Consider the following 25,580-nt stretch of genomic DNA (forward strand, 5'->3'; position numbering starts at 1 on the left):
AGCCTAAGGCCGGGGCCCATGAGAAGGGAAAGGGACATCTGCCCAGGGGGTTTCCCGTAAGCTTGGGGCCAGGAGGCGGGTATGGACATCGGCCTACCCAAGGAGCGGATGGCGCTAAAGAACCTCCCTCTTTTCGGGGAGGAGGTGCGGGAGGGGCGGGTGGCCCTCACCCCCCAGGGGGTGCGGGAGCTCGCCGCCTTGGGCCACCGGGTCTACGTGGAGCGGGGGGCCGGGGAGCGGGCGGGCTTTCCCGACGAGGCCTACGAGAGGGCGGGGGCCCGGCTGGTGAGCCGGGAGGAGGCCTTTGGCCGCCCGGAAGTGGTGCTCAAGGTGGGGAGGCCCACCCTCGAGGAAGTCGCCCTCCTCCGCCCCGGGGCCACCCTCCTGGGCTTTTTGCACCTGGCCACGGCGGAGTCCGGGCTCATAGAGGCCATGGCGGAAAAGGGCCTCACCGCCATCGGCTACGAGCTGGTGGGGGAAGGAAAGAGGCGCCCGGTCCTCAAGGCCATGAGCGAGATCGCCGGTAGGCTCGCCCCCCAGATCGCCGGGCGGCTCCTGGAGGCCCCCTTGGGCCCCGGGGTCCTCCTCTCGGGCCTGCCCGGCATTCCCCCGGCGGACGTGGTGGTCCTGGGGGCGGGGGTCCTGGGCCGGGCGGCGGGGAAGGCCTTCTTGGGGAGCGGGGCCTCGGTCTACCTTCTGGACAAGGCCCTCCCCGCCCTGGAGGAGGCGGCCAAGGAGGTGCCCGGGGCCGTCACCGCCCTCGTCACCCAAAGCCGCCTGGAGCGCTACGTGGCCTTCGCCGACGTTTTGGTGGGGGCGGTGGCCGTGCCGGGGGAGCGCACCCCCATCCTCCTCACCCGGGAGCTCCTCTCCCGCATGCGCCCGGGCAGCGTCCTCCTGGACTTCGCCATAGATCAGGGGGGCATCGCCGAGACCAGCCGGGTGGGCCTGTACCAGGAGATGGGCGTGACCCACTTCTGCCTGCCCAACGTCCCCGCCCTGGTGCCCCGCACGGCGAGCCACGCCCTCACCGCCACCCTTCTGCCCTTCCTGCTAAGGATGGGGGACGACCCCCTAAAGGTCCCCGCCCTCCGCCAGGGGGCCTACCTCCTCCTGGGCCAGAAAGGAGGCCACCTAGAATGAGCTACCGGAAGAAGCTCACCTCCCCCGAGGACGCCGTGACCCTCATCCGGTCCGGGATGCGGGTCTTCGTGTCCGGCAACGCCGCCACCCCCACGCCCCTCCTCAAGGCCCTCGCCGCCCGCAAGGACGAGCTTAGGGACGTGGAGCTCGTCCACCTCTTGCAACTGGGGGAGGACCCCTTCGTCTCCCCGGAGATGGAGGGGCACTTCCGAAGGCGTTCCCTCTTCGTGGGCCCCGCCGATAGGGAGGCGGTGAACCAGGGGCGGGCGGACTACGTGCCCATCATGCTCCACCAGGTGCCCTGGCTCTTCAAGCGCCGGGTCCTTCCCCTGGACGCCGCCATCGTCCAGGTTTCCCCCCCCGACGAGCACGGCTTCTGCTCCTTGGGGGTGGAGGTCATCGCCACCAAGGCCGCCCTCGAGGCCGCCCCCCTGGTCATCGCCATGGTGAACCCCAGGATGCCGAGGACCCTGGGGGACACCTTCGTTCACGTCTCCCGCTTCACCGCCATCGTGGAGCTGGACTGGCCCCTGCCCGAACTCAAGCGGGAGGGCTTCGGGGAGGTGGAGCGCAGGATCGGGGAGCACGTGGCGGGCCTCATCGAGGACGGGGCCACCCTGCAGATGGGCATCGGGGCCATCCCCGACGCCGTCTTGGCGAGCCTTTCGGGCCGCAAAGACCTCGGCGTCCACACGGAGATGATCTCCGACGGGGTCCTGGAGGCCTTCCTCAAGGGCCTCATCACCGGCGCCAGGAAGACCCTTCACCCGGGCAAGGTCATCGGCACCTTCGTCCTGGGCTCGGAGAGGCTCTACCGCTTCGTCCACGACAACCCCCTCTTTGAACTCCACCCCGCCGACTACGTCAACGACCCCTTCGTGGTGGCCCAGAACCGCAAGATGGTGGCCATCAACTCCGCCATCGAGGTGGACCTCACCGGCCAGGTGGTGGCCGACTCCATCGGCACCCGCATCTACTCCGGGTTTGGCGGCCAGCTGGACTTCATCCGGGGAGCGGCGAGGAGCGAGGGAGGAAAGCCCATCATCGCCCTCCCTTCCACCGCCAAGGGGCAGAGCCGCATCGTCCCCTTCCTGAAGCCGGGGGCGGGGGTGGTGACCACCCGGGCCGACGTGCACTACGTGGTCACCGAGTGGGGCGTGGCCGAGCTCTTCGGCCGCTCCTTGAGGGAGAGGGCTCTGGCCCTCATCGGCATCGCCCACCCCGACTTCCGGGAGGAGCTCTTCAAGGCCGCCTGGGAGCGGAGGCTTCTTCCCAGGAGTTACCCCGGGGCGGACGTGGGGCCGCAAAACCCCGCCTAACCCTTGAAAAACCCCGCCTAACTGAGCTCCACCTTTAGGTTCGGACATCTGCCCCCTGCCCGGGGGAAACGGGGGTAGGGAACAACCTTTGCAGCCAGGCTTCCAGGGCGCGGCGCAGGATGTCTACCCACTCCTCTGGGGAAAAGCGCACCGGCTGCCTCAAGAGGACAAAGAGCCCGGAGTAAGCCCCCCACTTCCGCCTCCCCTTTGAGCCCCCCCTTTCAGGCGCCCCCGCGCCTCCTCCCCCACCATCAACCCTACCCCGTAAGCCAAGGCCACCAGGGCCAGGGTCTTCTCCATGGCCTCCCATCCCTTGCTCATCACCCCACCCAACCCCAGGTGCCCCTTCAGGTCCCTAAACCCCTCCTCAATCTTCATCCGCTCCTCGTAGACCCGCAAAAGCTCCTCCGGGGGAAGGTTCCCCATCACCCAAAGGGGCTCCCTCATCCCCTCCCGCCACACCCCCACCAGGTTCACCTCCACCTCACCCCGGTACCACACCCCCTCGTACCTCACCTCCCGACCCCGGTCCACCCAGGGAATAAGCCGCTCCCCACGCCACAAAAGCCTGGGCCTCGTCCCCAGGTTCAACCGCACCGCGTACCTCACCCCCCACCGCTCCAGGGCCTCCAGCCACCCCCCGAAGGAAAACTCCCGGTCAAACACCCACACCGTCCCCTCCTCCACGTACTCCACCACCTCCTCCACCAGTCCCTCCCAGGTCCGGTTCCTCCCCTCCCCCTTCCCCTCCCAGTAGCTCCCCACGTACACCGGCACCGCCCGGCCCCCGTAAGGCTGGGCAAAGACCACCGCCCAAAAACCCAGGGTCTTGCCATCGGAAAGCCGTCCCACGTAGGGGGTGCGCCTGGCCTGGGGACGGGGGACCTCCGTGGGGTCCACCAGGAGAAAGGGCGTCTTGGGGTCCAGAAGCCGCAGGAGGTAGCGCTTGGGCTCCAAGAGGGGCAAGAGGCGGTCTATCGCCTTGTAGTTGGCCTCCTCCTTGGCCTCCTCCCGGTAAGCCCTGGCCCAGTCGCTCTTCCGAGCCGAGCCCGAGGCCAGGATGGACCACAGCAAACGGGCCACCTTGTCTTCCCACCGCCAAAGCCACGGGTCCAGCAAAGGGCTCACAAAGGGCCTCAAAGCCTCTGGCTCAAAGGGTAACCTCCTCATGCCTACATGATGTCCGAACCAAAAGGGGGAGGCCAGCGCCTAACCCTTGACAAGCCCCGCCTAACCCCCCTAAATAGGGGGCGATGCCCACGAAAGGCAAGCGCCCAAGATCCCCTCATGAAACCGCTACCCAAGGGCCCACCACCCTGGTGGTGGTGGAGTCCCCCGCCAAGGCCAAAAGCATCCAGAAGATGCTGGGGCCTGGCTACGAGGTGCGGGCGAGCCGGGGCCACGTGGCGGACCTTCCCGAGAGGGAGCTGGGGGTGGACGTGGCGCGGGACTTCGCTCCCACCTACGAGGTGAAAAAGGACAAGAAGCCCGTGGTGGAGGAGCTCAAGAAGGCCGCCCAAGGCAGGCGCCTCCTCATCGCCACCGACCCCGACCGGGAAGGGGAGGCCATTGGCTGGCATGTGGCCCGGCTTTTGGGCCGTGACCCCAAGGAGCCCATCCGGGTGGAGTTCCACGAGATCACCCCGAAGGTGGTCCGGGAAGCGGTGGAGCGGCCCAGGCCCATCGACCAGAACCTGGTGGACGCCCAGCAGGCGAGGCGGGTCCTGGACCGGCTTCTCGGCTACAACCTCTCCCCCCTCCTCTCCCTGGAGTTCCGCAAACGGGCCCTCTCCGCAGGCCGCGTCCAAAGCGTGGCCTTGAGGCTCGTGGCGGAGCGGGAGGAGGAGATCGAGGCCTTCCAAAAGGAGGAGTACTGGACCCTGGAGGGGGAGTTCCGGGTAGAGGGGAAGACCTTCCCCGCGCTCCTCCTCGAGGCGGAGGGGAAGCGCATCTGGGCGGGACAGGGGGAGAAGGAGGGAAGGCTCCACCTGAGGACCGAGGCCGAGGCCAAGGCCTTGGCGGAGGCCGTGGCCAGGCCCCCTTACCGGGTGGCCCGGGTGGAGGTGAGGGAGCGCCGCAAATCCCCTCCGCCTCCTTTCACCACCTCCACCCTGCAGCAGGCCGCCAGCAGCCGCCTGGGCTACACCGCAAGCCGCACCATGCGCATCGCCCAGCGCCTCTACGAGGGGGTGGACCTTCCCGAGGGGACCGTGGGCCTCATCACCTACATGCGCACCGACTCGGTGCGGGTTTCCCCCGAGGCCCTGGCCCTGGCCCGGGAGGTCATCGGGGAGGCCTTCGGGAAGGAGTTTCTGCCGGAAGCCCCCCGGGTCTACAAAAACCGCAAGGAGGGTGTCCAGGACGCCCACGAGGCCATACGCCCCACCGACCCTAGGCGCACCCCGGAAAGCGTCCGCAGGTACCTCTCCGAGGAGGAGTACCGGCTTTACGAGCTCATCTGGCGGCGCTTCTTGGCGAGCCAGATGAAGGACGCCCTCTACGAGCAGACCTCCGTTCTCCTCCAAGACGACGCGGGCCGCTACCTCTTCCGGGCCTCGGGCTCGGTCCTCAAGTTCGAGGGCTACCTCAAGGCCTGGGGCCGGGACCCGGAGGAGAAGGAGGAGCCCCCGGTGCCCCCCGTGCCCGAAGGGGCTTTGGCGGAGCTTCTTCGGGCCATCCCCGAGCAGCGCTTCACCGAGCCCCCGCCCCGGTACACCGACGCCAGCCTGGTGAAGACCATGGAAGAGCTGGGCATCGGCCGCCCCTCCACCTATGCCCCTACCCTCGAGACCCTGGAAAAGCGGGGCTACGTGGAGAGGAGGGGGCGCACCCTCCTCCCCACTCCTCTGGGCCGCCAGGTGACCCGCTACCTCAAGGAACGCTTTCCCCAGGTGGTGGCCTACGAGTTCACCGCCCGGATGGAGGACCGCCTGGACGAGGTGGAGGAGGGCAAGGCCCCCTGGCCCAAGGTGGTCTGGGAGTTCTACGAGCCCTTCCTGGGGGAGCTCGCCCAAGTGCCCAAGAAGACCTGCCCCCTTTGCGGCAGGCCCTTGGAGCTCAAGGTGAGCCGCTACGGCCAGTTTCTGGGGTGCACCGGCTACCCGGAGTGCACCTACACCGAACCCCTAGAGAAAAAGGAGGCCGAGCCCATCGGGGAGGCCTGCCCCCGGTGCGGGAGCCCCCTTCTTCGGAAAGAGGGGCGCTACGGAAGCTTCATCGCCTGCTCCGGCTACCCGGAGTGCGACTATACCCGGGACGACGGCCGCCCCACGGGCCACGCCTGCCCCAAGTGCGGCGCCCGGGTTTTGGAAAAGAGGAGCAAGCGGGGCAAGCCCTACTACAAGTGCGAGAACAACGCCTGCGGCTTCCTTTCCTTTTATCCCCTCCTGGAGGAGACCTGCCCCGCCTGCGGCTGGCCCCTGGTGAAGAAGGGGGAAGGGGCTTGCGTAAACCCCAGCTGCCCCCGGCGCGATCCCAAGCTCCTCCCCGCTCCCAAGGCCTCCCTTTCGGGGAAGAAAAGGGCCGGGTCCCGCAAGCCCTCCAAGAAGGCCACCCCGCCTAAGGACTGGGAGGAGCTCAAGCCCTTCCTCCCCGAGCTTCCCCCTGAGGAGCGCCGGGCGGCGGAGGCCTTGGCCCAGGGGAAGGCCTTGGGCCAAGAGGAAGAAAGGCTCGCCCGGCGGGCCCTCTTCAAGCTCCGCATGAGGAAGGGCCGGGCCAGGAAGGAGGTGGCCCCGGCTTGAGGGAGAGCTACAAGCTCCACCTCCTGCGCCTGGCCCGGGAGGGCCGGGTGGAGGTGCCGGGCCTGCCCCTGAGGGCCTACGCCCTGAAGGAGGGGGAGGAGCGCTTCCAAAACGCCTTTTACCTCCTCTTGGAAGGGGAGCTGGTCATCGACCTGCCGGAGGGGCGGTACCTGCACCTTCGGCGGGGGGAAGGGGCCTGGGTGGGGGAGCCCCACCGCCTCCTTCCCGTGGAGCGGGCGGTGCTGCTGGAGTTTCCGGCCTAGGCCCCACCAGGTAGACCGCCCCCCAGGGGCGGTAGAGGCTCAGGAGGCGGTCTTCCCTCACCCGCCCGTCCCGGTAGCGCACCACCCGCCGCACCTCCACCCTGGCCCCCTCGGCGGCGAAATCCACCTGCTTGCGCGCCCCCGGGGGGAGGGTGGGGTCGGGGATTTCCCGGGGGGGAAGGGGGGGCTTTCGGTCCGTGATGAAGGGGCCCTCCCAGGCCACCTCCCGGTCCTTGGTGCCGAAGAGGTGGAAGCGGAGCCGGGTGCCCACCACCGAGCGCTGGACGAGGATGTGCCCCGGGGTGTCGCTCAGGACCTCGAGGTCCTTGTGAGGCTGGAACACGGCGGCGTCCAGGCCCGGGGGCTTGTAGTAGGCCACCTGGTAGCTGTGGGCGTGGCGCTCCTTTATGGGAAGCCCGGCGAAGAAGAAGGCCCGGAAGAGGGTGGTGGAGACCTGGCACACCCCGCCCCCCACCCCCTGCTCGGTGCGGTCTCCCACGATGACGAAGGCCTCCTTGTACCCCTCCTCCTCGCTCACGGGCCCCAGGGCTTGGTTGAACGAAAAGGCTCCCGGAGGGATCAGGAGGCCGTCCAGCCGGGAAGAGGCCAGGAGGAGGTTGTGGGTCCGCTCCCGGCTGGAGCCCCGGAAGTCGGTTTCGCCCGTGGCCAGGTGCTCCCGCACCCCGAGGGCGTAAAGCTCCCTAAGGCTTGGGCTTGGGGGCGTGTGGCGCGCGGGGAGGCGGAAGCCCTTTTTGCCCTGGGCCAGGGCCTCCCGGTAAGCGGCCAGGGCTTCCTTCTCGTCAAAGGCGAGGCCTTTCTTCTCCACCCCCCGCCACTTCCCTTCCTGGAAGACGAAGCGGGGCGGACGGGGAGGGCGGGCGAGCCTCTTGAGGAGGGCCTTGAGCGCCCCCTCGGAGGCCACGGGGTAGCGCTTCGCCCCGGTGTAGGTGCGGAGTTCCCCGTCCTCGAGGACCTCTTCTTGGACCACCAGGATGGCTTCCAGAGGGGCGCCTGGGGACCCCTGCCCTAAGGCGATGAGGCCTACCAGGAAAACCCCGGCCAAGGTCCGCCGCATGGTCCAAGGGTAGCATCGGGAGCGTGAAGGGGCTGTGAAAGAGGCCTTGCCCTGGAATAGGGCTTGTGGTACCTTCTAGCCCAGGTCCCGGGTTTTCACACCGTTTTCACACGCCTACCCCATCCTGGGACCTGTGAAGGGAGGGCAGAGATGAAGGCAAAAGGCTTCACGCTTATAGAGCTGGCGATCGTCATCGTCATCATCGGGATTTTGGTGGCCATCGCGGTGCCGAGGTTCGTGGACCTCTCTGGGGACGCCAAAGATGCCGCCGTTCAGGCTACGGCGAGCTCGGTGCGTTCGGCCTACGCCATCTACGTGGCCCAGAACAAGGACTATCCCGACTATTGCTCGGACGTGCTTAACATGCTGGAGGGGGTGAACATCGGCAGCGGATCGTCTTCGGTTACCCTGGGCGGTAACGTTACGGTTTCTTGCTCTGCGGCTAATCCGTCTTCGGGCAATGCAGACATCTCCATCTACGCTTCCGGCGCCAAGACCTATAACAGCGCTTCTAACGCGCTCAAGGTTAACCTGCGGTTTAAGTAATGCCCCGTCTAGCCATCCCCTCGAGGCCCCTCCTCGGGGGGGTGTTGTTTCTGGCCCTCGCCGGCATCAACCCCTGGGGCCAGGGGCACGAGGGGGTGTGGAACGCCCCCCGAGAGGGGGGCATGGCCCTCTTCGCCCTCGGAGCCCTGGTGGGCGTTCTCTTGGGGACACGGGGGCGGAGCCCGTCCTTAGGGTGGGGTGTGTTCTTGCCCCTCTTGGCCTCGGCGGGGTTCCTCCTCGCCGGGGCAGCCTCCACCCTCCTTTCCCCCCAGCCCGTCTGGAGCTGGACGGGCTACCCCAGCGTGGGAGACGGGCTTCGCTTCTGGGCCCTGGGGGTGGCCTTCGCCTGGGCGGTGTTTTTGGCCTTGGAAACAGGGGTTTTGTCGCCTCGAGGGCTCTTCGGGGCCTTGCTCCTGGCCTTGAGCCTCCACGCCCTCGCCGTCTTCCCCCAGGTCTGGGATTGGAGGCTAGACTACACCCAGACCCAAGGGCAGACCTACGTGCGTTGCTTTGACCCGGAGCGCGCCGACTGCTACGAGAACCCCAACGCCACCGCCTCCGGGGTCCACCGGGGCCAGATGCCCATCGGCCTCACCTCCCATCGGGGGCACGCCGCCGGGGCCCTGGCCCTCCTCGGCCTCTTTGCCGCCGGGCTTTACCTGCAAAACCCCAGGCCCGGGCTTCTCCTCCTCTTTGGCCTTGGCGCCCAGGCCCTCTGGTTCACCCAGACCCGTGGCGGGTGGCTCGCCTTGTGGGGGACGCTCGCCCTCCTCGCCCTCTGGTTCGCCTGGAAATGTCCTAAGCGCTTGCGCTCCGCCCTCGCCCTCTTTCTCGTGGGGGCGCTTTCTTACGGCCTCTACCTGGTCCCAGGCCAGATGGGGGTCCAGGAGCCCAGGCGCTTCCCCGAGTTCGGGGCGAGCTTCGCCGAGGCCGACGCCTACAGCTCGGGACGGCTGGAGCTCTGGCGCAAGGCCCTGGCCGCCCTTCCCCTTCGCCCTTGGCTGGGGTGGGGCTTTGACGGCTACGCCCGGGCTTACCCCCACGCCGTGGACTGGAACGGGGAGGACCGGCGCCTCGTTCCCGTGGCCCTTTCCCTCCCGGTGCGGCTGCTCCAGGGGGAGGACCGCCTCCTCTACCTGGAAGACCCCACGGGCCTCCGCCTCCTCGCGCCTTCCCCCTACGCCAAGGCGCACAACCTCCTCTTGGACCTCTTTCTCTCCGTGGGGGTGCTGGGCGGCGCGGCGTACCTTCTCTGGCTTGGGGTCGCCCTTCGGCAAGCTTCCTGGGCGAAGCTTCCTTTCGCCTTGGCGGTGGCGGGCTACCTCCTCTACGGCCTCACCTGGTACGATAGCGTCCACGTCACCCCCTTGGCCCTCTTGGCCCTGGGCGCCCTGGTCACGCGGGAGGAAATATGGCGAGGGGTCTGACCTTGGTAGAGCTGGCGGTGGTCCTCCTGATCCTGGGGGTCCTGGCGGCCGTGGCCGTGCCCCGCTTCCTGGACCTCCAGGAGGAGGCCAAGCGCGCCCAGCGGCAGGAGGTCTTGCGCCACCTGCGCACGGCCTACGCCATCTTCATCGCCCAAAACAAGACCGCGCCCACCTGGAACCAGCTCAAGGCCCTTATGGGGAGCCCGAGTGATCTTCGGCTTTCCTCCTCTTGTCCATCGGGGCAGACGGTGGCCTACTGGGACCACAACCGAAACGCTTCCTGCAACGCCGGGGAGCGGCTGGCCTACCTCTACGCCGACGAGGCCTGCACCCTCTTCCTCATCGCCGTGAGCTCCACTACCGTGACCGTGCCCATACGGTGCCTTCGGGGACACCCGGACACCTTAGACTGAATGGGAGGAGCTATGCGGAAGGGCCTCACTTTGGTAGAGCTGGCCGTGGTCCTGGTGGTCCTGGGGATTTTGGCCGCCATCGCCGTCCCCAGGTTTGTGGACCTCTCCCTCCAGGCCGAGCAGGCCGCCGCCCGGCAGACCCTCCTTGCCCTAAACAGCACCGTGCGCATCCTTATGGTGAAGCTTGGACGTCCCCCGGGCCTGGACGAGGTCTGGGACGCCCTGGACTCCCCCTACAAGAAGGACGTGTGGGAGGAACCTTTTCTCAAGCGGAACCCCTACGGGAGCTACAACTACCAGATCGTCCTCCGCTACCGCCCGGGTCGGGAGTACTGCATGGACGGGTACAACCCCTTGGGGGGCCTGGCCACCAACGGCGACCCGGCCACGGACCCTTCCGCCCGGATCGTGGCCTTTAGGCCCTACACCTCAGGGATCGCCGCCTACTGCCAGGGGAGCTTCTGATGTCGGGGCGTGGGTACATCATCCTGATCGTGGCGATGGCCTTGGCCTTCCTCGGCGTTTTGGTTTTGCCCCTTTCCCTCCTGGCCCGCCTTAACGCCGAGCGGGAGGTGCTCTCCGCCGCCCAGCTCCAGGCTCTTTATCTGGCAGAAGCTGGGGCCCAGGAGGCCATAGCCGCCATAGGAGCCAACCCAGCCTCCCCCCCTTACGCTAGCCAACCGGTGCTCATCTGTCGGAGCACCACTCCCTGCAACGCTTTAGCTGCCGACTTTGTGGGGCGTTACTGCTACAGCACGGGAAACCTAGGTGGGATGACGTGCCGAGTCAGCCAAAGCACCTCCGGCGGGAAAACCCGTTTCACCATAGAGGCCGCAGGGGAATCTGGAGGCGGGGTCGCTTGGGTAAGGGCCGTGTATAACCTAACCGACGACCTTGTGGAAGCCTGGGAGGTGGGTCCTTGAGGCAAGGCTTTTCTTTAGTCGAGGTGGCCATTGGGTTGCTCCTCGTAGGCGCGGTAGCGGCCATCCTCCTGGCCCTCGCCACGGCATTGAGGTCCGGTGGAGAAACGGGCAACCTTCAAGGGCCCCTTCTCGGTCTCGCCGGCCTTGCCGAAAGCGATGCGAGCTTACCGCCCTGCCCCTCCACCCAAAGCCTAACCCTGGGTGGAAGCGCTTATGAAGCGTGCCAGCAAAGCCGTAGCGAGGCGGTCGGGAGCTTGGAAAGACAGATTAGGACCCTACAGATCTGGAAAGGAGGAAGCTTGGCGGGTGTCCTCGTGCGGGTAGAGGTCGCCTCTTCCACCCCGGTCGTTCCTGGGACCTGTAGCGCTGGGAACCGAAGACAGGTGTACCTGGATCTGGAAGCCGTGGGACGGGTCTTCACCCACTTCAGCTTGAGTTGGTCCCCTCCAACCCCTGCCAGCCAAAGGCTGAGAAGGATTCAACAGCTCCCATCGCGGCTTCCTCTATGGACGGGCTCCTACGCCTCGGGAAGCGGTTACCAAAGACTAAATACACCCTTGTCCCTGCTTACTCCCAACCGTATCCTGCTGACGTTTTCCAGCAATTTCCCTCGGAGAACCAACTACACCTTTGACCTTCGCTTCCGCGACGCCTCGGGAAACGAGTTCAGGGTGACCCCTTGCACGGTGGTGTGGTGAAATGCGCCGCGGGCTTTCCCTAACCGAGCTAGCCGTAACCTTGGCCGTGGGGGGCGTTCTTGCTCTAGCCTTTGCCACCCTGCTCCTTTGGGGGGTGCGCGACCAAGGAGAGGCTTCTCTTCTCCAGGCCCAGGCCCTGGCCCAAGACCTTTGGGACCGCCTGGGCCGCGACGTGCGGAGCGCCACCAGCACGGGCATCGTGAGCGTTTCCGGCCAGAGCCCGGTGGCGGGAGGCTTCATCTTGGAGGCCCGGCTCCAGGGAAGCCCACGCTGCGTCCAGTACCGCCTGAACGGCCAAGCCCTGGAGCGGCGGGAATGGTCGGGGAGCTGCACGAGCCCTTCCGGCGTCTTTCAAAACCTTCTGGAGCCTGCCACCCTGCCTTTGGCCGAGTTCTGCTACGACGACCCTCGGGCCCCCACCCTTGTGGCCCTTATGGACGCCCCCTGTTCTCTTGCCTCCCTGGACGGCAAGGGGCTCACCCTCCGCCTGGGGGGCAGGGATTACCGCTTTCCCCCTCTGGTGGTGGGGGTGCGGAGCGGGTAGACTATCCGCGAGCGGGGTATGGACTTCTTTTTCGCCACCCAAAACCGCCTCCTCCGCGTTAGGGAGGGGAAGACCGAGGTCTTTCGCCTTGAGGACCTCTTCACGGAAGAAGGGAAGCCCCGCTACGAGCGGCTTCTCCGGGTCCTCAAGGAGGCGGGGGCGGGGCGAGGAAGCTATCTGGGCCTCGGCCCCGAGCTTGCCCTCCTCAGGCTTCAGCCTTTCCCCAGCCTCCAAGGGTTTCCTTTGGAGGAAGCGGTTTTGGCCGAGGCGGAGCGGAGCCCCCTTTTTGCCGGGGAAGACCTCCTTGTGGACTACCTTCTGGTGGCGCCGGAAGACGAGCGCCGGGTCCGGGTGCTCTATGCGGCCCTGCCCCAGAAGGGAGCGGCGCTTCTGGGGAGGTTAAGGCCGAAGCGGATGGAACCGTTGCCCCTTCTTTTCTGGCGCTTTGCCCTGGCCCAGAGCCGGGCGTCCAGCCTTTTGGTCCTGGAGAACCTGAGCCACACCCTGGCCCTCTTTGAAAGGGGGGTGCTCAGGGGCTTTCGTTACCTGACCCTCCCTGCGGATGAAGGCACGGAGCGGCTTTCGGAGGAGATCGCCCGCTCCCTGGCGCTCTTCGGCCACGCCGGGGAGGTGGAGGAGGCCTGGCTCTTGGGGTTTCCTACCCCGCCTCCGGTGCCTCCCGGGCTTGCCGCTGGGAAGGTGGAGCAGGTGGTACCGGGGGGCCTCGAGGCCTTCGCCCTTTCCCGGGAGCTGGCCCTGGACCTGAGGCCGAGGCGGAAAGCCCTGGGAGAAGGGCTTCCCCGGGAGGCCCAGGTGGCGGTTTTTTGGGCCGCCCTCTTTTTCGTCTTGGGGTTGGTGGGCAAGGGGGTGCTGGATACGCAAAGGGCCGCCCTTTCCCGGCAGGCCGAGGCGTTGAAGCAGGAGGTGGCCCTCCTTCAGGCCCAGGCTTTCCGGCCCGCCCGCCCTCGAGGCTTGGGTCTGGAAGAGGTGCTGAAGGTGGCGGCGGAAAAACCCCAAAGCCTCTGGCTGACCGCTTTGGAGGCGGAGGAGGGGGTGCTCTCCCTGCAAGGGAAGGCCCTAGACCCTTATGCCCCCCTTCTCTTGGCCCGCAGGCTGGGGGGTCGCCTGGGCCAGCTGCGGGCTGAAGGGGCGCTGTTCGCCTGGGAGGTGGAGGTTGTTAAGGCCCAAGCTCGGTGAACTCCTCCTGGAGCTGGGCTACCTTACCCCGGAACAGCTCCAAGCGGCCCTGGAGGAACAGGCCCGTACCGGGGATCTCCTGGGCCAGATTCTCCTCCGCCGGGGATACGTGCGGGAGGAGGACCTGGTGCGGGTTCTTGCCGACCAGCAGCGGGCGCCCCTTGTCCGCCTCGCCGAAACCGTTCCCGATTCCCAGGCCATGCGCCTTTTGGACCCCAGGTTCGCCCGGGAGAAGCGGGTCCTGCCCTTCAAGGTGGAAGGCAACCGCCTTCATGTGGCCATGGCCCACCCCTCGGACCTGGCCCTTCTGGACGAGCTCCGCTTCCTCACGGGGAAGGAGATCGTGCCCTACCTGGCTCCGGACCGGGAGATCCTGGAGGTTTTGGACCGCCTCCTGGCGGAGGAGGCCCGGCCTCGGGAGGAGGGGCGGCAGGAGGTGGCGGAGGCGGTGGACCTCACCCTCGAGGCCATGCCCGCCGTCCGCCTGGCCCAGGCCCTTTTGGAGCGGGCCATTGCCCTCTCCGCCAGCGACCTCCACCTGGACCCGGAGGAAACCCACCTCTTGGTGCGTGCCCGGGTGGACGGGGTCATGCAGGATTTGGAGAGGCTTTCCAAGGACCTCGAGGCCCCTCTTGCCGCCCGTTATAAGGTCTTAGCCGGCATGGACATCGCCGAAAGGCGTCGCCCCCAGGACGGGCACTTCACCTTTCTCTTTGAGGGCAGGCGCTACGAGGTGCGGGTGGCCTCGGTGGGCACGCTCCACGGGGAGAAGCTCACCCTGCGGGTCATCTACCCCACGGGGGTGCGCCTGGGTCTTTCCGAGCTGGGAATGCTGCCCGAGGAGCTCGCCCTGTTCCAAAACCTCCTTCTCAGACCCTACGGCATCCTCTTTGTCACCGGACCCACGGGGAGCGGCAAGACCACCACCTTGTACGCCGCCTTGGACCGGATCTACACCCGGGAGAAGAACTTCGTGACCATTGAGGACCCGGTGGAGTTCCCCCTAGAAGGGGTGGTCCAGATCCCGGTCCAGCCCAAGATCGGCCTCACCTTCGCCGAGGCCTTGAGGAGCGTCCTTCGCCTGGATCCCGACGTCATCCTGGTGGGGGAGGTGCGGGACGCCGAAACCCTGGACACCGCCCTTAGGGCCGCCCTCACGGGGCACTTGGTCCTTGCCACCCTCCACGCCAACGACGCCATCGCCACCCTCACCCGGCTTCTGGAGATGGGGGCGGAGCGGCACCTTTTGGCCTCTACCCTGATCGGGGCTGTGGCCCAGCGCCTGGTGCGCCGGGTCTGTCCCCAGTGCGCAAGGCCTAAGCCCCTTTCCGAGGAGGCCCGCCTTTTCTTCGGCGAGGAGGCGCCGGAAGAGGAGATGCGGGGGGAGGGGTGCCCCTACTGCCGGGGTACGGGCTACCGGGGAAGGATCGGGCTTTACGAGGTCTATGCTCCCGATCGCGAGGCCCTCTACCGCCTGGGCCAGGGGGCAGGGGAGGAGGAGCTGCGCCGTCTGGCCCAGGCGAGGGGGCACCGGGACCTGAGGCGGGTGGGCTTGATCCAGGTGCGGTCAGGGGTGACCACGGGGTCGGAGCTCTTGCGGGTTCTAGGGCTTTGGGAGTAGGATGCGCTTTTTTTACGAGGCCACCGATGAAAGAGGGGAGCGGGTCTTCCGGGGGGTGCTGGAGGCCGCAAGTTCTCAGGAGGCCCGGCAGCGCCTGCGGGGAATGGGGCTTTACCCCTTGCGCCTGGAGCGTCTAAGGCGCCCCTCGAGGGGCCGGGTGCCCCTTCCGGAGCTGGTGCTTTTCATGGAGGAATTCGCCACCCTGGTGGGGGCCGGGGTGCCCGTGACCCAGGCCCTGCACACCCTTTCCCTAGAAAACCGCCATCCCCTTCTCAAGGAGGCCGCCCGGGGGGTGCGGGAGCGGGTGGAGGGCGGGGAGGGCCTGGCCCAGGCCATGGGCGCCTATCCCGAGGTCTTTCCCCCCTTGGTACGGGCCCTGGTGGCGGCGGCGGAGGTGGGGGGAGCCTTGGAGGTGATCCTCCGGCGCGTCGCCGAGTACCTGGACAAGAGCCACGACCTGCGGGAGAAGGTGCGTACCGCCCTCCTCTACCCTTCCTTCGTGGTGGCGGTCCTGATCCTGGTGGTCACGGTCCTCCTCCTCTTCGTCATCCCCGTTTTTGCCCGGCTCTACGGGGCGGCGGGGGCGGAGCTTCCCTGGCCCACCCGCTTCCTCATCGGCACCTCCTTCTTCCTGCGGCAAAACTTCCTCTGGATCCTCCTCTTCCTTCTGGGCGCCTTTTACCTCCTTCGGGCCTGGCACCGGACCCCGGGGGGGGCGAGGGCCCTGGACGGCCTTTTCCTCCGCCTCCCCCTCGTGGGCCCGGTCCTCCACAAGGCGGCCATGGCCCGCTTCGCCCGCACCCTGGCCACCCTGTACGAGGGGGGGGTGCTCATCACCCAGGCCCTCGAGGCCACCCGGAACACCTTGGGCAACGCCGCCTTGGCCGAGGCCCTGGACCGGGTGCTGGAGCGGGTGGTGCGCGGGGAGTCCCTGAGCGCCGCCATGGCCCGGGAGTCCCTTTTCCTCCCTATCCTGGTCCGCCTGGCCTTGGTGGGAGAGGAGGCGGGAAGCCTGGACCGGATGCTCTACCAGGCGGCCTTTCACCTGGAGCGGGAGGTGGACTACGGGGTGAAACGGCTTTCCTCCAGCATTGAGCCCGCCCTCACCGTGCTCCTCGGGGGTATAATGCTCGTGGTCGCCCTCGCCCTGTATCTGCCCCTTTTCGACCTTTCCCGGATCCTGCGCCGATGAAGCCCCCTATCTGGCTCTGGTTTCTCCTGCCCCTTCTGGCCCTCCTGTGGAGCGCCCGGGAGGTGGCTTTGGGGTTTGCCCAGTACCAGCGGGCGCGGGCCGAGGTCCGTGCCCTAGGGCGTCAGGCAGAGGCCTTGGCCAAAGCGCTTCCCCAGGCCTTGGCGGAGGCCCCGGTCCAGGAAAGGGAGCTTCCTTTTCTTTACGAAGCCCTCCTGCGCCTGGCGGAGAGGGAGGGCCTCACCCTAAAGGGCCTCGTCCCTGGGCAGGTGGAGGCCGTGGGGGAGGTGCGCTCATGGCGGGTGGAGCTGGGCCTCGAGGGCCCCTATCCCGGGGTCTTGGCCTTCTTGAACCGGCTTCCCGAGGCCGGTAAGCCTCTTTGGGTAGAGCGCTACCGCCTCGAGCCCGTGGAGGGAACCCAGGGGGAGCGCCTGGCTTTAGACCTGGTCCTGCGGGTCCTTGCCCCGTAGCCCCACCGCCCGGTAGAGGGCCTCTTCCTCGGCCTTCGTGAGGGGCCGGGCCTTTCCCGGGGGAAGGTCGCCGAGCTCCAGGGGGCCCAAGGCCAGGCGCTTGAGGTAGAGGACCCGGTTCCCCCGGGCCCCGAACATGCGCTTCACCTGGTGAAAGCGCCCCTCCAGGAGGACCACCTCGGCCCAGGTGGGGTCTTCTAGGGGAGTAAGCTCGGCGGGGAGGGTCTTCTTGCCGTCCAGGAAGAGGCCCTCCAGGAAGGCTTCTCGGTCCCTAGGCCCCACGGGCCTTTCCAGGCGCACCAGGTAGCGCTTTTCCACCTTGTGCCGGGGGTGGGTGAGGCGGTGGAGAAGCTCCCCGTCCGTGGTGAAGAGCAAAAGCCCCTCGGCGTCCTTGTCCAGGCGGCCCACCGGGGAAAGGTCCCGGGTGGGGAAGCCCTCGAGGAGGGCGTAGACGGAGGGCCCCTCGGTCCGGTTCGTCACGAAGCCCCTTGGCTTGTGCAGGAGGACGTGGTGGTGGCGGCGGAGGAGGAGGGGCTGGCCGTCCAACTGGACCTCGGCCTCCTCCGGCACGTGGAAGCCCGGGTCCCGCACCTCCGCCCCCGCCACCAGGACCCGCCCCGCGCGCACCAGCCTCGCCACTTCCTTGCGGCTTCCCAGGCCCAGGCGGGCGAGGAGCTTGTCCAGCCTTTCCCCCCTCACAGCTCCACGGCCCCTTCCAGCCACCAGAGGGCGCCTTTGGCCTGAAGCCGGGCGAACTCCTCGGGGGTGAGCCCCCGGGCCTCCACCCGCCCCGGGTTTAGCCCTTGCAGGAGCGCCAGGCGCTCCAGGGGGTCCTGGGGGAGATGGGGGGAGACCACCAGGAGGTCTATGTCGCTTTCCAGGTTGAAGTCCCCCCGGGCCACGGAGCCGTAGAGGAACACCCGGGCCTCCCCCAAGGCTTCCCCCACCCGCCTGGCGTACTCCCGGGCCTCGGCGAGGAGGTCCTCCCAGGCCTTCTGCCGCGCCTCAAGCCCCCTCGAGGCCACGCCACACCTCCTCCACCCAGGCGAGGGTTTTTCTGGCCGCCTCCAAAGCCCCCTGGGCCCTCCCTTCGGTGTAGTACTCGTGGGGGCTTCCCTCCGGGTAGGCGTCGGGATATCGGGCGGGGATGTAGTGTAGGTCCAGCCCCTTGGCCTCCTCCTCCACTTCCCCAGGCGCTTCCACGCCCGCTTCCCGCAAGGCCTGAATGAGGCGCAAAAGGGCGTGGCCGAAAGCAGGCCTTCCCAGGCCGCGCAGGAGACCCTTGAGGGCGTACTCCGCCGCCTGGTGGGCCTTGAAGCTCGCCCAGTCGTAGTCCCCTTCCTCCAGGTCCCGTTCCCCGGAGGCGAGGGTGTGGCGCGCCTGGGCAAACCACCTGGCGAACTCCTCCCGGTCCAAGGGCGCCATCCTCCTTATCCTAAGGGGCATGAGGCTTTACCAGCTGGACAGCTACGCCACCCGCTTCCAGGCCCGGGTGGAAAGGGCCTGGAGCGACCCGAAGGGGCACCACGCCGTGCTTTCCCAGACCCTCTTCTACCCCGAGTCCGGGGGGCAGCCCGCCGACACGGGGGTCCTCCGGGGGCCGTTCGGCGAGGTCCGGGTCCTCCACGCCTACGAGGAGGAGAAGGCCTTCGGGGACGTGGTCCACGTGCTTTCCGATCCTCTCCCCGAGGGCGTGGAGGTGGAGGGGGAGATCGACTGGCCGAGGCGCTTCCGCCACATGCAACGCCACACCGCCCAGCACCTCCTCTCCCAGGCCCTCTTCAGGGCCGGGAACTACCGCACCGTGGCCGTGAGCCTGGACTCCCCGGTGTGCACCGTGGACCTCGAGGAGGAGGCGGAGGAGGAAGGGATCCAAAAGGCCGAGGCCCTCGCCAACTTCGCCGTCTACGCCGACTACCCGGTGGAGGCCTTCTTCGTTTCCGAGGAGGAGCTCGCCCAATACCCCTTAAGGCGCCCCCCCAAGGTCCGGGGCAAGGTGCGTCTGGTGCGGATCGGGGACTTTGACCTGGCGGCTTGCGGGGGGACCCACCTCAAGACCAGCGCCCAGGCGGGGCCCATCAAGGTTCTCAGGTGGGAGCGCTACAAAGGGGGGACGCGGGTTTACTTCGCGGCCGGGTGGGAGGCCCTGGAGGACTACCACGCCAAGCACGCCCTCCTTTCCCGATTGGCCCTGGCCTTCTCCACCCACCCCCTGGAGCTGGAAAAGCCCATCAAGAGGCTTCAGGAGGAGCTTTACGCCCTAAAGGGGGAAAACCTGGCCCTCGGGGAAGCCCTGGTGGAAGCCCTCCTCCCCAGGGCCTTGGAGGAAGAAGCCCTCCTCGTGCCGGCCCCCGTTCTGGCGGAGCTGGCCAAGAAACTCCTTGCCTGGAGCGGGAAGACCTTCCTCCTGGTTTCTCCGGAGGGGCGCTTCGCCCTCCTCGGCCCCAGGCGCCAAGAGGTCCTGGAGAGGCTCAAGGCCCTGGGGGCCAAGGGGGGCGGCAAGGAGGTGGTCCAGGGGGCCCTGCCCAGGGAGCGGGTGGCGGAGGCCTTGGGGGCTTTAAGCTAGGGGCATGGGGGGGTTTGAGGGGAAAGGGGTTTTGGTCACGGGGGCGGCCCGGGGCATCGGCCGGGCCATCGCCCGGGCCTTCGCCCGGGAGGGGGCCATGGTGGCCTTGTGCGACCTTCTGCCCCAAGGCCTCGAGGTGGCCCGGGAGATCGGGGGGTTTTTCGTGCAGGCGGACCTCGCGGAGGAGAAGGACCGGGTGCGCTTCCTGGAGGAGGCGGCCCACGCCCTGGGGCGGGTGGACGTCTTGGTGAATAACGCCGCCACCTCCACCCCCGGCTCGGCCCTCACGGTGCGGCTTCCCGAGTGGCGAAGGGTCTTGGAGGTGAACCTCACCGCACCCATGCACCTCTCCGCCTTGGCCGCCCGGGAGATGCAGAAGGTGGGGGGTGGGGCCATCGTGAACGTGGCCAGCGTCCAGGGGCTTTTCGCCGAGCAGGAAAACGCCGCCTACAACGCCTCCAAGGGGGGCCTCGTCAACCTCACCCGCTCCATGGCCTTAGACCTCGCCCCTTTGGGCATCCGGGTGAACGCCGTGGCCCCGGGGGCCATCGCCACCGAGGCGGTCTTGGAGGCCATCCTGCTTTCCGAGGACCCCGAGAAGACCCGCCGGGACTGGGAAGACCTCCACGCCCTGAGGCGGCTTGGGCTTCCCGAGGAGGTGGCCGAGGCCGTGCTCTTCCTGGCCTCGGAGAAGGCCAGCTTCATCACCGGGGCTGTCCTCCCCGTGGACGGGGGGATGACGGCCAGCTTCATGATGGCGGGCCGCCCGGTGTAGGCCTATTTCGCGTGGTCCTTGTAGGGCTCGCCCCGAAGATCGGAGACCAGGTGCACGGCCACGTAGGCCCCGTCCCCGGCGCTCACGATGGCGTGGCCCGGCACCTTGCCCCGGGCCACCCCGGCGGCGTAGACCCGGGGGTAGCTGGTGCGTCCTTCCTCGTCGGTGTCGATGTAGGTACCCCGGCGGGCGAGGCCTAGGAGGGAGGGCAGGGTGGGGTCCTTGTGGGTGCAAAGGAGGAGCCTTTCCGCTTCCTCTAGGCCCCCGTCGGTCTCCACCTCAAAGACCCCGCCCATGTCCCGCACCCCCCGTACCAGGCCCTTCCGCACCTCGGCCCCGTAGCGCTCGGCGTGCTCCCGCAGGCGTCTTAGGAGCTCTTCCCCCGAGGGCTCGTCCAAAAGCCCCGGATAGTTGGGCACCTGGCTCACCTGGGCGATCTTCGCGTGGCCGCCGTCCAGCACCAGGACCTTGAGCCCGGCGCGGGCCAGGAAAAGGGCGGCGGAAAGCCCGGAAGGCCCCCCGCCCACCACGAGCACGTCCCACATAGCACCTCCAAGTATAGGCGAGGGAGGGGCTTGGGCGCCGGGTATAATGGGCGGCGCATGCTTTTGGACGACCGCTACCCGGTTTTGGAGACCCTTAGGGCCGAAGGGGGCGTCACCCTCTACCGGGTAGAGGGGGGGCTGGTGTTTTTCTTCGAGGTGAAAACCCCCGAGGACAAGGAGCGTTTTTACCGCTTCCGGGCCGCCGTGCGCCGGTTGGGGGAGCTGGGCCTTCTGGAGGCCCAGGTTTCCGCCAAGCCGGGCCGCCACTACGTCTTCTTTCCGGAAAGGCCCCTGGCCCGTAAAGCCCCGCCCAAGGAGGCCCTCGAGGCCCTGGCTCCCCTGGGCTTCGGGCGGGAACACCTGGCCATGGCCGAGGACGGGGTGGCCTACCTCTCCCCCTGGCCCCTTGGGGGAAGACTTCCCAAGACCCAGGCGCCCCGGCCTGGGGGCCGGTTCCTGGGGGTGGCCCCGGGCCTCCTCTTGCTCCTTCTGGGCTCCTGGCTTTTGGGCCAGGGCCTTTACCGCTACCTCAACCCGCCGGAGTACGCCGTGCCCGAGCTGGTGGGCAAGAGCGCCCGCGAGGCCTTCCTCCTCCTCAAGGACACGGGCTTGCGCCTGGAGGTGGCGGAGGGGAACGACCCCACCCGCCCCAAAGAGGTGGTCCTGGACCAAGACCCCCCGCCCGGTACCCGGCTTAGGGCCGGGCGGGCGGTGCGCTTGGTGCTGAACCAGGCCCGCCTGAACTCCTTGCCCGACCTCGCTGGCCTGCGGGAGGAGGAGGCCGAGGCCCGGCTCTCCGAGCTGGGGTTTAAGGTGGCGGGAAGGGCCTATTTGCCGAGCGGGGAGCCCCTGGGCGTGGTCCTGGCCACCGACCCCGCCCCCGGCACCCCCGTGCCCCCGGGGGGCGGGGTGCGCCTTCTCCTTTCCCAGGGGGCCCGGGAGGGGGCCTCGGTCCCCCTGCCCAGGCTGGCGGGGCTTCCCCGGGAGGAGGCCCTCTTCCTCCTGAACGCCGCTGGCCTCCAGGCCCAGGTGGAGGAGGTGCCCTCGGGGGCCCCTCCGGGGACGGTCCTGGCCACCGACCCCGCCCCCGGCACCCCCGTGCCCCCGGGGGGCGGGGTGCGCCTCCGGGTGGCGGTGCGGGGGGAGGTGCTCCCGCCCCCCGCCCCTCCTGAACCCCAGGCCCGCACCGTGAGCCTGGCCCTGAACCTCCCCCCGGAGGCGGAGGGTAAGGAGGTGCGCCTGGTCCTCCTGGACGAGGGGGGGGAGCAGGTGGTCTACGAAGGGATGGGGCGCGAGGGCTTGAGGCTTTCGGGAAGCTACCAGGTCCAGGGGGAGGCCCGCTTCCGCCTCTACCTGGACGGGGAACTTTTCCAGGAATGGGCGCCTTGAGGGGACGGTGGGCCGAGGAGGAGGCCCTCCGCTTCCTCCTCGCCCAGGGCTACCGCCTCCTGGGAAGGAACCGCCGCACCCCCTTCGGGGAGGTGGACCTTTTCCTGGAGAAGGAGGGGGTTTACGTGGTGGTGGAGGTGAAGCAGCGGGCCTCCGCCCGCTTCGGCGCGCCCTTGGAGGCCCTCACCCCGAACAAGGTGCGAAGGCTCCTCCAAAGCGCCCGCTTCCTCCTGGGACGGGACGACCTCCCGGTGCGCCTCGAGGCCGTCCTCGTCCACGGCACCCCAGAGGACTTCCGCCTGGAGCACCTTGTGCTGGAGCTCTAAGGGTAAGCTTAGGGGTGTTTCGGAACCTTCGGGCCTACCTCGAGGCCTTGGAGAGGCGGGGGGAGCTCCACCGGGTCCGGGTCCCGGTGAGCGCCGAGCTGGAGATGGCCGAGATCGCGGACCGGGTGGTGAAAAGGGGAGGCCCCGCCCTCCTCTTCGAGCGGGTGGTGGGGAAGGACTTCCCCGTGGTCATGGGCCTTTTCGGCACGAGGGCGCGCGCGGCCTTGGCCCTGGGGGTGGAGGATTTGGACGAGCTGGCGAAGAAGGTGGAGGCCCTCCTCGCCTTGGAACCGGGGAAGGGGGGGCTTTCCGCCCTCTTGGGCCTCCTCCCCAAGCTTCCCCTCCTCCGGGGCTTCTTCCCCAGGCGGGTCCGCCGGGCCCCGGTGCAGGAGGTGGTGTGGCGGGGGGAGGAGGTGGACCTAGGGCGCCTTCCCGTCCTCAAGACCTGGCCCTTGGACGGGGGGCCCTTCCTCACCCTTCCCCTGGTGATCACCAAGGACCCGGAGACCGGGGAGCTCAACCTCGGCATGTACCGCATGCAGGTCCTGGACCAAAGGAGCACCGCCATGCACTGGCAGCTCCACAAGGTGGGCCGCCGCCACCTGGAGAAGGCGAAGAAGCTGGGGAAGAGGCTCCCCGTGGCCGTGGCCCTAGGGGGGGACCCGGTCCTCACCTACGCCGCCACCGCCCCCCTCCCCCCCTTGCCGGGGGTGAGCGAGTTCCACCTGGCGGGCTTCCTCCGGGGGGCCCCCATAGAGCTCGCCCGGGGAGTGACCGTGGACCTTCCCGTGCCCGCCGAGGCGGAGTTCGTCCTCGAGGGCTACATAGACCCCGAGGAGCCCCTGGTGGAGGAGGGGCCTTTTGGCGACCACACGGGCTTCTACACCCCCGTGGACCTCTACCCCCGCTTCCACGTCACCGCCGTCACCCACCGCAAGGGGGCCATCTACCCCGCCACCCTCGTGGGGGTCCCCCCCATGGAGGATGCCTACCTCATCGAGGCCAGCGAAAGGCTTTTCCTCCCCGCCCTTCGCCTGGTGCTCCCCGAGGTGGCGGACTACCACATGCCCCCCGAGGGGGTGGCCCACAACTGGGTGAACGTGAGCCTGAGGAAGGCCTACCCGGGGCAGGCCTACAAGGTGGCCTACGGGATGCTGGGCCTGGGGCAGATGATGTTCGCCAAGGTGGTGGTGGTGGTGGACGAGGAGGTGCCGGTGAAGCCGGGCTTTCCCGCCCTGCTGGAGGCCCTCAAGCACGCCCTTCCCGGGCGGGACACCCTCCTTCTCCGGGGCCCTGTGGACGTCCTGGACCACAGCTCCCGAGCCTTCGCCTTTGGGGGGAAGCTGGTCATAGACGGCACGCGGAAGTTCCCCGAGGAAGGGGGGGAGGTGGCCTTCACCCCCAGGGCCCACCTCGAGCTCCCCGAGGACCCCGAGGTGGTGGCCCAGAGGCAGTGGCCGGGCCTCTGGGGGGTGGTCCTGGCGAAGCGGCGCCCCCGCCAGGCCTGGGAAGCGGCGGAAAGGCTTCTAAGGACCCCGCAAAGCGCCGGGGTCCGCCTCCTCCTCCTCGCCGACGAGGAGGCGGGCCTAAGCCCGGAGGAGCTCCTCTGGTACGTCCTCAACAACATAGACCCCGAGCGGGACGCCCGGGTGATGGCGGGAGTGGAGGGGCCGGTTTTGGTCCTGGACGGCACGAGGAAGCTCCCCGAAGAGGGGTTCCACCGGGCCTGGCCCGAGAGGGTCCGCATGGACCCCAAGGTGCAGGCCCTGGTGGACGCGCGCTGGGAGGAGTACGGCTTTAGACCTTGATTAGGCGGTTTCGCAAAAGCCCGCTCCTTAGGGCCCGCACCACCTCCCGGGAAAGCTTCCCTCCCTTGGCCTCCTTCTCCAGGACCTCCAAGGCCTCCTGGGGGCGCAGGGGCTTGCGGTAGGTGCGCCCGCTGGTGAGGGCGTCGTAGATGTCTGCGGCGCTCAGGGCCTGCACCAGGAGGGGGATCTCCGTGAGGCCGTCCGGGTAACCGGAGCCGTCCAGCCTCTCGTGGTGCCAGCGCACGTAGGGGCGGAGGCGAGGGTGGGCCCGGAGGGGCCTTAGGATCTCGTCTCCCCGCACGGGGTGCTCCCGGATGAGGCGCCACTCGTGCTCGCTGAGGAGGTGGTCCCCCCGCAGAATGTGGTCAGGGAGGGCGATCTTGCCCACATCGTGGAGGAGGGCTCCCATGCGCAGCTCCTCCAGTTCCCCGTCCTGGGCCCCCAGCTCTTCGGCCGTCAGGAGGGCGTACTGGGCTACCCGTTCCCCGTGGCCTGCGGTGTAGGCGTCCTTGGCCTCCACCGCCCGCATGAGCACCACCAGGGTCCGCTCCAGGTCCTCTAGTTTGTCCTGAAGCCGCCGCCGCTCCAGGTGGCCCTTGACCCGGAGGCGGAGCTCGGCCAGGTCCACGGGGCGGTTGAGGAAATCGTCGGCCCCCGCTTCTATCCCCCGAAGGCGCACCTCCTTGTCCCCGTCGGCGGTGAGGAGGATCACGGGGAGGAGGGGGTCTTGGGCCTTGAGGCTTTGGGTAAGCTCCAGGCCGTTCATGACGGGCATGTGCAGGTCGGTGAGCACCACGTGGGGGAGACCGTCTTTGAGGAGGTCCAGGGCCTCCTGGCCGTTCCTGGCCTCCCACACCTCCACCTCCAGAGGGGCCAGGGCCCGCATGAGGAGGCGGCGCTGGATGGGGTCGTCGTCCACGATCAGCACGCACATAACTCCTTCTCCCTTAGCGGCTCCAGGGTCCGAGGAGGCGGCGCAAAGGCTCCCCCCCTTTGGCCTCGGCCCGCTTCACCGCCCCCAGGTGCTGGAGCTTGTAGAGGTAAAGGCGCGCCTGGTCCAGGGGGATACCCAGGGCCTGGGAAAGCTCCCTGGCCGAGGCGCCCCGTTGCAGGTGGGGTAAGGCCAGCCGGAAGAAGTCCTGGTAGCGAGGGTCTTCGGGGGAGCTTCCCGAGAGGCGGAAACGGGCCTCGGGGGAGGGGAGGAAGGGACGGTAACGCTCCAGCTCGTCCTGCAAGGTGGTGAGGGAAAGGAGTACCCTTTCCGTGGGCCAGTTGAGGCGTTCCTTGTGCTTGGGCTTGGCCCCGGGGAGGAACTCAAAGCTTCCCTGCCGGGCCAAGAGCAGGGCCTGCAGGGTGGCTTTGGCGGCGAGGGGCGGCAAGGGTTTGCCCTTCTGGTCCACCGAGCGGATGTGCCCGGGCTTGAGGTAAAGGGTGGTGGGCGGGATGTCCTTAAGGTTCCAAACCTCCAAGGCCCCTTCCTTGTGGGCGAGGAGGGAGAGGATTTCCTCCAGAGCCATGGAATCCAGGCTTCCGAATAGGGCCATGGCAACCTCCTCCTAAGTCGCAGACTACGTCCCCCCTTTGAAAAGGGTGTGAAAACCTT

The 25,580-nt window shown here is 68.3% G+C and carries 26 protein-coding genes; 18 read left to right on the forward strand and 8 right to left on the reverse strand.

Annotated elements, in window-relative coordinates; all coding sequences use genetic code 11:
- Nucleotides 1–81 precede the first annotated feature (81 nt).
- Nucleotides 82–1,143 carry an alanine dehydrogenase gene (locus tag ACY5J6_RS01215; protein WP_462845610.1) on the forward strand — a complete coding sequence of 354 codons (1,062 nt, stop codon included), beginning with the start codon at nt 82–84 and terminating at the stop codon, nt 1,141–1,143.
- Nucleotides 1,140–2,462, forward strand: coding sequence for an acetyl-CoA hydrolase/transferase family protein (locus ACY5J6_RS01220; protein WP_462845611.1), 1,323 nt, complete (start codon nt 1,140–1,142; stop codon nt 2,460–2,462). Before ACY5J6_RS01215 ends, ACY5J6_RS01220 begins: the two co-directional genes overlap by 4 nt.
- Before the next feature lie 159 nt (nt 2,463–2,621).
- Here the strand turns inward: ACY5J6_RS01220 and ACY5J6_RS01225 are convergent, their stop codons facing one another.
- Nucleotides 2,622–3,632: a transposase gene (locus ACY5J6_RS01225; protein ID WP_462844384.1), complete on the reverse strand. Its 1,011-nt coding sequence runs from the start codon at nt 3,630–3,632 to the stop codon at nt 2,622–2,624.
- Nucleotides 3,633–3,715: 83 nt separating this feature from the next.
- Here ACY5J6_RS01225 and topA point away from each other — a divergent pair, with 83 nt between their 5' ends.
- Both topA and ACY5J6_RS01235 read left to right on the forward strand, forming a co-directional pair.
- A complete protein-coding gene (topA, locus tag ACY5J6_RS01230) occupies nt 3,716–6,202 on the forward strand; it encodes a type I DNA topoisomerase (RefSeq protein WP_462845612.1) in 2,487 nt (828 codons plus the stop codon).
- Nucleotides 6,199–6,465, forward strand: coding sequence for a hypothetical protein (locus tag ACY5J6_RS01235; RefSeq protein WP_462845613.1), 267 nt, complete (start codon nt 6,199–6,201; stop codon nt 6,463–6,465). The genes topA and ACY5J6_RS01235 overlap by 4 nt, the downstream gene beginning before the upstream one ends.
- On the opposite strand, the gene ACY5J6_RS01240 is transcribed toward ACY5J6_RS01235, so the two are convergent.
- The gene (locus tag ACY5J6_RS01240) at nt 6,347–7,540 is read right to left on the reverse strand and encodes a VanW family protein (protein WP_462845614.1); all 1,194 of its coding nucleotides are present in this window, start codon (nt 7,538–7,540) and stop codon (nt 6,347–6,349) included. The two genes, ACY5J6_RS01235 and ACY5J6_RS01240, sit on opposite strands and share 119 nt — an antisense overlap.
- Before the next feature lie 150 nt (nt 7,541–7,690).
- Here ACY5J6_RS01240 and ACY5J6_RS01245 point away from each other — a divergent pair, with 150 nt between their 5' ends.
- From ACY5J6_RS01245 to ACY5J6_RS01285, 9 genes are all read left to right on the forward strand, one after another.
- Nucleotides 7,691–8,086 carry a type II secretion system protein gene (locus tag ACY5J6_RS01245; protein ID WP_462845615.1) on the forward strand — a complete coding sequence of 132 codons (396 nt, stop codon included), beginning with the start codon at nt 7,691–7,693 and terminating at the stop codon, nt 8,084–8,086.
- A complete protein-coding gene (locus ACY5J6_RS01250) occupies nt 8,086–9,513 on the forward strand; it encodes an O-antigen ligase family protein (protein ID WP_462845616.1) in 1,428 nt (475 codons plus the stop codon). Before ACY5J6_RS01245 ends, ACY5J6_RS01250 begins: the two co-directional genes overlap by 1 nt.
- Nucleotides 9,498–9,926 (forward strand): type II secretion system protein, encoded by a 429-nt coding sequence (locus ACY5J6_RS01255; protein ID WP_462845617.1) that lies wholly within the window; start codon nt 9,498–9,500, stop codon nt 9,924–9,926. Before ACY5J6_RS01250 ends, ACY5J6_RS01255 begins: the two co-directional genes overlap by 16 nt.
- Nucleotides 9,927–9,938: 12 nt before the next feature.
- Nucleotides 9,939–10,391, forward strand: a complete 453-nt coding sequence (locus tag ACY5J6_RS01260; RefSeq protein ID WP_462845618.1) for a prepilin-type N-terminal cleavage/methylation domain-containing protein — start codon at nt 9,939–9,941, stop codon at nt 10,389–10,391.
- 1,157 nt (nt 10,392–11,548) lie between these two features.
- Nucleotides 11,549–12,091, forward strand: coding sequence for a prepilin-type N-terminal cleavage/methylation domain-containing protein (locus ACY5J6_RS01265; protein WP_462845619.1), 543 nt, complete (start codon nt 11,549–11,551; stop codon nt 12,089–12,091).
- A gap of 18 nt (nt 12,092–12,109) precedes the next feature.
- Nucleotides 12,110–13,288, forward strand: coding sequence for a hypothetical protein (locus tag ACY5J6_RS01270; protein ID WP_462845620.1), 1,179 nt, complete (start codon nt 12,110–12,112; stop codon nt 13,286–13,288).
- Nucleotides 13,266–14,909, forward strand: coding sequence for a GspE/PulE family protein (locus ACY5J6_RS01275; RefSeq protein ID WP_462845621.1), 1,644 nt, complete (start codon nt 13,266–13,268; stop codon nt 14,907–14,909). The genes ACY5J6_RS01270 and ACY5J6_RS01275 overlap by 23 nt, the downstream gene beginning before the upstream one ends.
- A 1-nt stretch (nt 14,910) precedes the next feature.
- A complete protein-coding gene (locus ACY5J6_RS01280; protein WP_462845622.1) occupies nt 14,911–16,101 on the forward strand; it encodes a type II secretion system F family protein in 1,191 nt (396 codons plus the stop codon).
- Nucleotides 16,098–16,568, forward strand: coding sequence for a hypothetical protein (locus ACY5J6_RS01285; protein ID WP_462845623.1), 471 nt, complete (start codon nt 16,098–16,100; stop codon nt 16,566–16,568). The genes ACY5J6_RS01280 and ACY5J6_RS01285 overlap by 4 nt, the downstream gene beginning before the upstream one ends.
- Here ACY5J6_RS01285 and ACY5J6_RS01290 read toward each other — a convergent pair.
- The 3 genes from ACY5J6_RS01290 to ACY5J6_RS01300 are packed head-to-tail and all read right to left on the reverse strand — an operon-like array spanning nt 16,536 to nt 17,993.
- Entirely contained in the window at nt 16,536–17,267 is a 732-nt protein-coding gene (locus ACY5J6_RS01290; RefSeq protein WP_462845624.1) for a pseudouridine synthase, read from the reverse strand. The two genes, ACY5J6_RS01285 and ACY5J6_RS01290, sit on opposite strands and share 33 nt — an antisense overlap.
- A complete protein-coding gene (locus tag ACY5J6_RS01295) occupies nt 17,264–17,593 on the reverse strand; it encodes a nucleotidyltransferase domain-containing protein (protein ID WP_462841153.1) in 330 nt (109 codons plus the stop codon). The genes ACY5J6_RS01290 and ACY5J6_RS01295 overlap by 4 nt, the downstream gene beginning before the upstream one ends.
- On the reverse strand, nt 17,574–17,993 hold the full coding sequence (locus ACY5J6_RS01300) for a HEPN domain-containing protein (RefSeq protein ID WP_462845625.1): 420 nt from the start codon (nt 17,991–17,993) through the stop codon (nt 17,574–17,576). The genes ACY5J6_RS01295 and ACY5J6_RS01300 overlap by 20 nt, the downstream gene beginning before the upstream one ends.
- Nucleotides 17,994–18,012: 19 nt before the next feature.
- Between ACY5J6_RS01300 and ACY5J6_RS01305 the strand changes: the two genes are divergently transcribed.
- Entirely contained in the window at nt 18,013–19,134 is a 1,122-nt protein-coding gene (locus ACY5J6_RS01305; protein WP_462845626.1) for an alanyl-tRNA editing protein, read from the forward strand.
- Nucleotides 19,135–19,138: 4 nt separating this feature from the next.
- Complete coding sequence (locus ACY5J6_RS01310; RefSeq protein WP_462845627.1) at nt 19,139–19,909, forward strand: SDR family NAD(P)-dependent oxidoreductase; 771 nt, start codon at nt 19,139–19,141, stop codon at nt 19,907–19,909.
- Between the two features lie 2 nt (nt 19,910–19,911).
- Here the strand turns inward: ACY5J6_RS01310 and ACY5J6_RS01315 are convergent, their stop codons facing one another.
- Nucleotides 19,912–20,454 (reverse strand): NAD(P)/FAD-dependent oxidoreductase, encoded by a 543-nt coding sequence (locus tag ACY5J6_RS01315; protein ID WP_462845628.1) that lies wholly within the window; start codon nt 20,452–20,454, stop codon nt 19,912–19,914.
- A gap of 57 nt (nt 20,455–20,511) precedes the next feature.
- On the opposite strand from ACY5J6_RS01315, the gene ACY5J6_RS01320 reads away from it, so the two are divergent.
- From ACY5J6_RS01320 to ACY5J6_RS01330, 3 genes are read left to right on the forward strand one after another with little or no spacing between them, the layout of a single operon-like run.
- Nucleotides 20,512–21,843: a PASTA domain-containing protein gene (locus tag ACY5J6_RS01320; protein ID WP_462845629.1), complete on the forward strand. Its 1,332-nt coding sequence runs from the start codon at nt 20,512–20,514 to the stop codon at nt 21,841–21,843.
- Entirely contained in the window at nt 21,831–22,169 is a 339-nt protein-coding gene (locus ACY5J6_RS01325; RefSeq protein ID WP_462845630.1) for a YraN family protein, read from the forward strand. Before ACY5J6_RS01320 ends, ACY5J6_RS01325 begins: the two co-directional genes overlap by 13 nt.
- Nucleotides 22,170–22,183: 14 nt before the next feature.
- Nucleotides 22,184–23,977 (forward strand): menaquinone biosynthesis decarboxylase, encoded by a 1,794-nt coding sequence (locus tag ACY5J6_RS01330; RefSeq protein ID WP_462845631.1) that lies wholly within the window; start codon nt 22,184–22,186, stop codon nt 23,975–23,977.
- Here ACY5J6_RS01330 and ACY5J6_RS01335 read toward each other — a convergent pair.
- Both ACY5J6_RS01335 and ACY5J6_RS01340 read right to left on the reverse strand, forming a co-directional pair.
- The gene (locus ACY5J6_RS01335; RefSeq protein WP_462845632.1) at nt 23,967–24,911 is read right to left on the reverse strand and encodes an HD-GYP domain-containing protein; all 945 of its coding nucleotides are present in this window, start codon (nt 24,909–24,911) and stop codon (nt 23,967–23,969) included. The two genes, ACY5J6_RS01330 and ACY5J6_RS01335, sit on opposite strands and share 11 nt — an antisense overlap.
- A 13-nt stretch (nt 24,912–24,924) precedes the next feature.
- The gene (locus ACY5J6_RS01340) at nt 24,925–25,521 is read right to left on the reverse strand and encodes a DUF4388 domain-containing protein (RefSeq protein ID WP_462845633.1); all 597 of its coding nucleotides are present in this window, start codon (nt 25,519–25,521) and stop codon (nt 24,925–24,927) included.
- Nucleotides 25,522–25,580 lie beyond the last annotated feature (59 nt).

The organism is Thermus sp. H19.2 (assembly GCF_054979525.1).

What these genes read in the sequence shown, in the direction of transcription:
- ACY5J6_RS01225 (WP_462844384.1), bottom strand. Translation starts at nt 3,632, where the DNA reads ATGAGGAGGTTACCCTTTGAGCCAGAGGCTTTGAGGCCCTTTGTGAGC.
- ACY5J6_RS01220 (WP_462845611.1), top strand. Translation starts at nt 1,140, where the DNA reads ATGAGCTACCGGAAGAAGCTCACCTCCCCCGAGGACGCCGTGACCCTC.
- ACY5J6_RS01265 (WP_462845619.1), top strand. Translation starts at nt 11,549, where the DNA reads ATGCGCCGCGGGCTTTCCCTAACCGAGCTAGCCGTAACCTTGGCCGTG.
- ACY5J6_RS01250 (WP_462845616.1), top strand. Translation starts at nt 8,086, where the DNA reads ATGCCCCGTCTAGCCATCCCCTCGAGGCCCCTCCTCGGGGGGGTGTTG.
- ACY5J6_RS01340 (WP_462845633.1), bottom strand. Translation starts at nt 25,521, where the DNA reads ATGGCCCTATTCGGAAGCCTGGATTCCATGGCTCTGGAGGAAATCCTC.
- ACY5J6_RS01300 (WP_462845625.1), bottom strand. Translation starts at nt 17,993, where the DNA reads ATGGCGCCCTTGGACCGGGAGGAGTTCGCCAGGTGGTTTGCCCAGGCG.
- ACY5J6_RS01240 (WP_462845614.1), bottom strand. Translation starts at nt 7,540, where the DNA reads ATGCGGCGGACCTTGGCCGGGGTTTTCCTGGTAGGCCTCATCGCCTTA.
- topA (WP_462845612.1), top strand. Translation starts at nt 3,716, where the DNA reads ATGCCCACGAAAGGCAAGCGCCCAAGATCCCCTCATGAAACCGCTACC.
- ACY5J6_RS01315 (WP_462845628.1), bottom strand. Translation starts at nt 20,454, where the DNA reads ATGTGGGACGTGCTCGTGGTGGGCGGGGGGCCTTCCGGGCTTTCCGCC.
- ACY5J6_RS01280 (WP_462845622.1), top strand. Translation starts at nt 14,911, where the DNA reads ATGCGCTTTTTTTACGAGGCCACCGATGAAAGAGGGGAGCGGGTCTTC.
- ACY5J6_RS01310 (WP_462845627.1), top strand. Translation starts at nt 19,139, where the DNA reads ATGGGGGGGTTTGAGGGGAAAGGGGTTTTGGTCACGGGGGCGGCCCGG.
- ACY5J6_RS01215 (WP_462845610.1), top strand. Translation starts at nt 82, where the DNA reads ATGGACATCGGCCTACCCAAGGAGCGGATGGCGCTAAAGAACCTCCCT.
- ACY5J6_RS01260 (WP_462845618.1), top strand. Translation starts at nt 9,939, where the DNA reads ATGCGGAAGGGCCTCACTTTGGTAGAGCTGGCCGTGGTCCTGGTGGTC.
- ACY5J6_RS01255 (WP_462845617.1), top strand. Translation starts at nt 9,498, where the DNA reads ATGGCGAGGGGTCTGACCTTGGTAGAGCTGGCGGTGGTCCTCCTGATC.
- ACY5J6_RS01335 (WP_462845632.1), bottom strand. Translation starts at nt 24,911, where the DNA reads ATGTGCGTGCTGATCGTGGACGACGACCCCATCCAGCGCCGCCTCCTC.
- ACY5J6_RS01325 (WP_462845630.1), top strand. Translation starts at nt 21,831, where the DNA reads ATGGGCGCCTTGAGGGGACGGTGGGCCGAGGAGGAGGCCCTCCGCTTC.
- ACY5J6_RS01305 (WP_462845626.1), top strand. Translation starts at nt 18,013, where the DNA reads ATGAGGCTTTACCAGCTGGACAGCTACGCCACCCGCTTCCAGGCCCGG.
- ACY5J6_RS01270 (WP_462845620.1), top strand. Translation starts at nt 12,110, where the DNA reads ATGGACTTCTTTTTCGCCACCCAAAACCGCCTCCTCCGCGTTAGGGAG.
- ACY5J6_RS01285 (WP_462845623.1), top strand. Translation starts at nt 16,098, where the DNA reads ATGAAGCCCCCTATCTGGCTCTGGTTTCTCCTGCCCCTTCTGGCCCTC.
- ACY5J6_RS01245 (WP_462845615.1), top strand. Translation starts at nt 7,691, where the DNA reads ATGAAGGCAAAAGGCTTCACGCTTATAGAGCTGGCGATCGTCATCGTC.
- ACY5J6_RS01320 (WP_462845629.1), top strand. Translation starts at nt 20,512, where the DNA reads ATGCTTTTGGACGACCGCTACCCGGTTTTGGAGACCCTTAGGGCCGAA.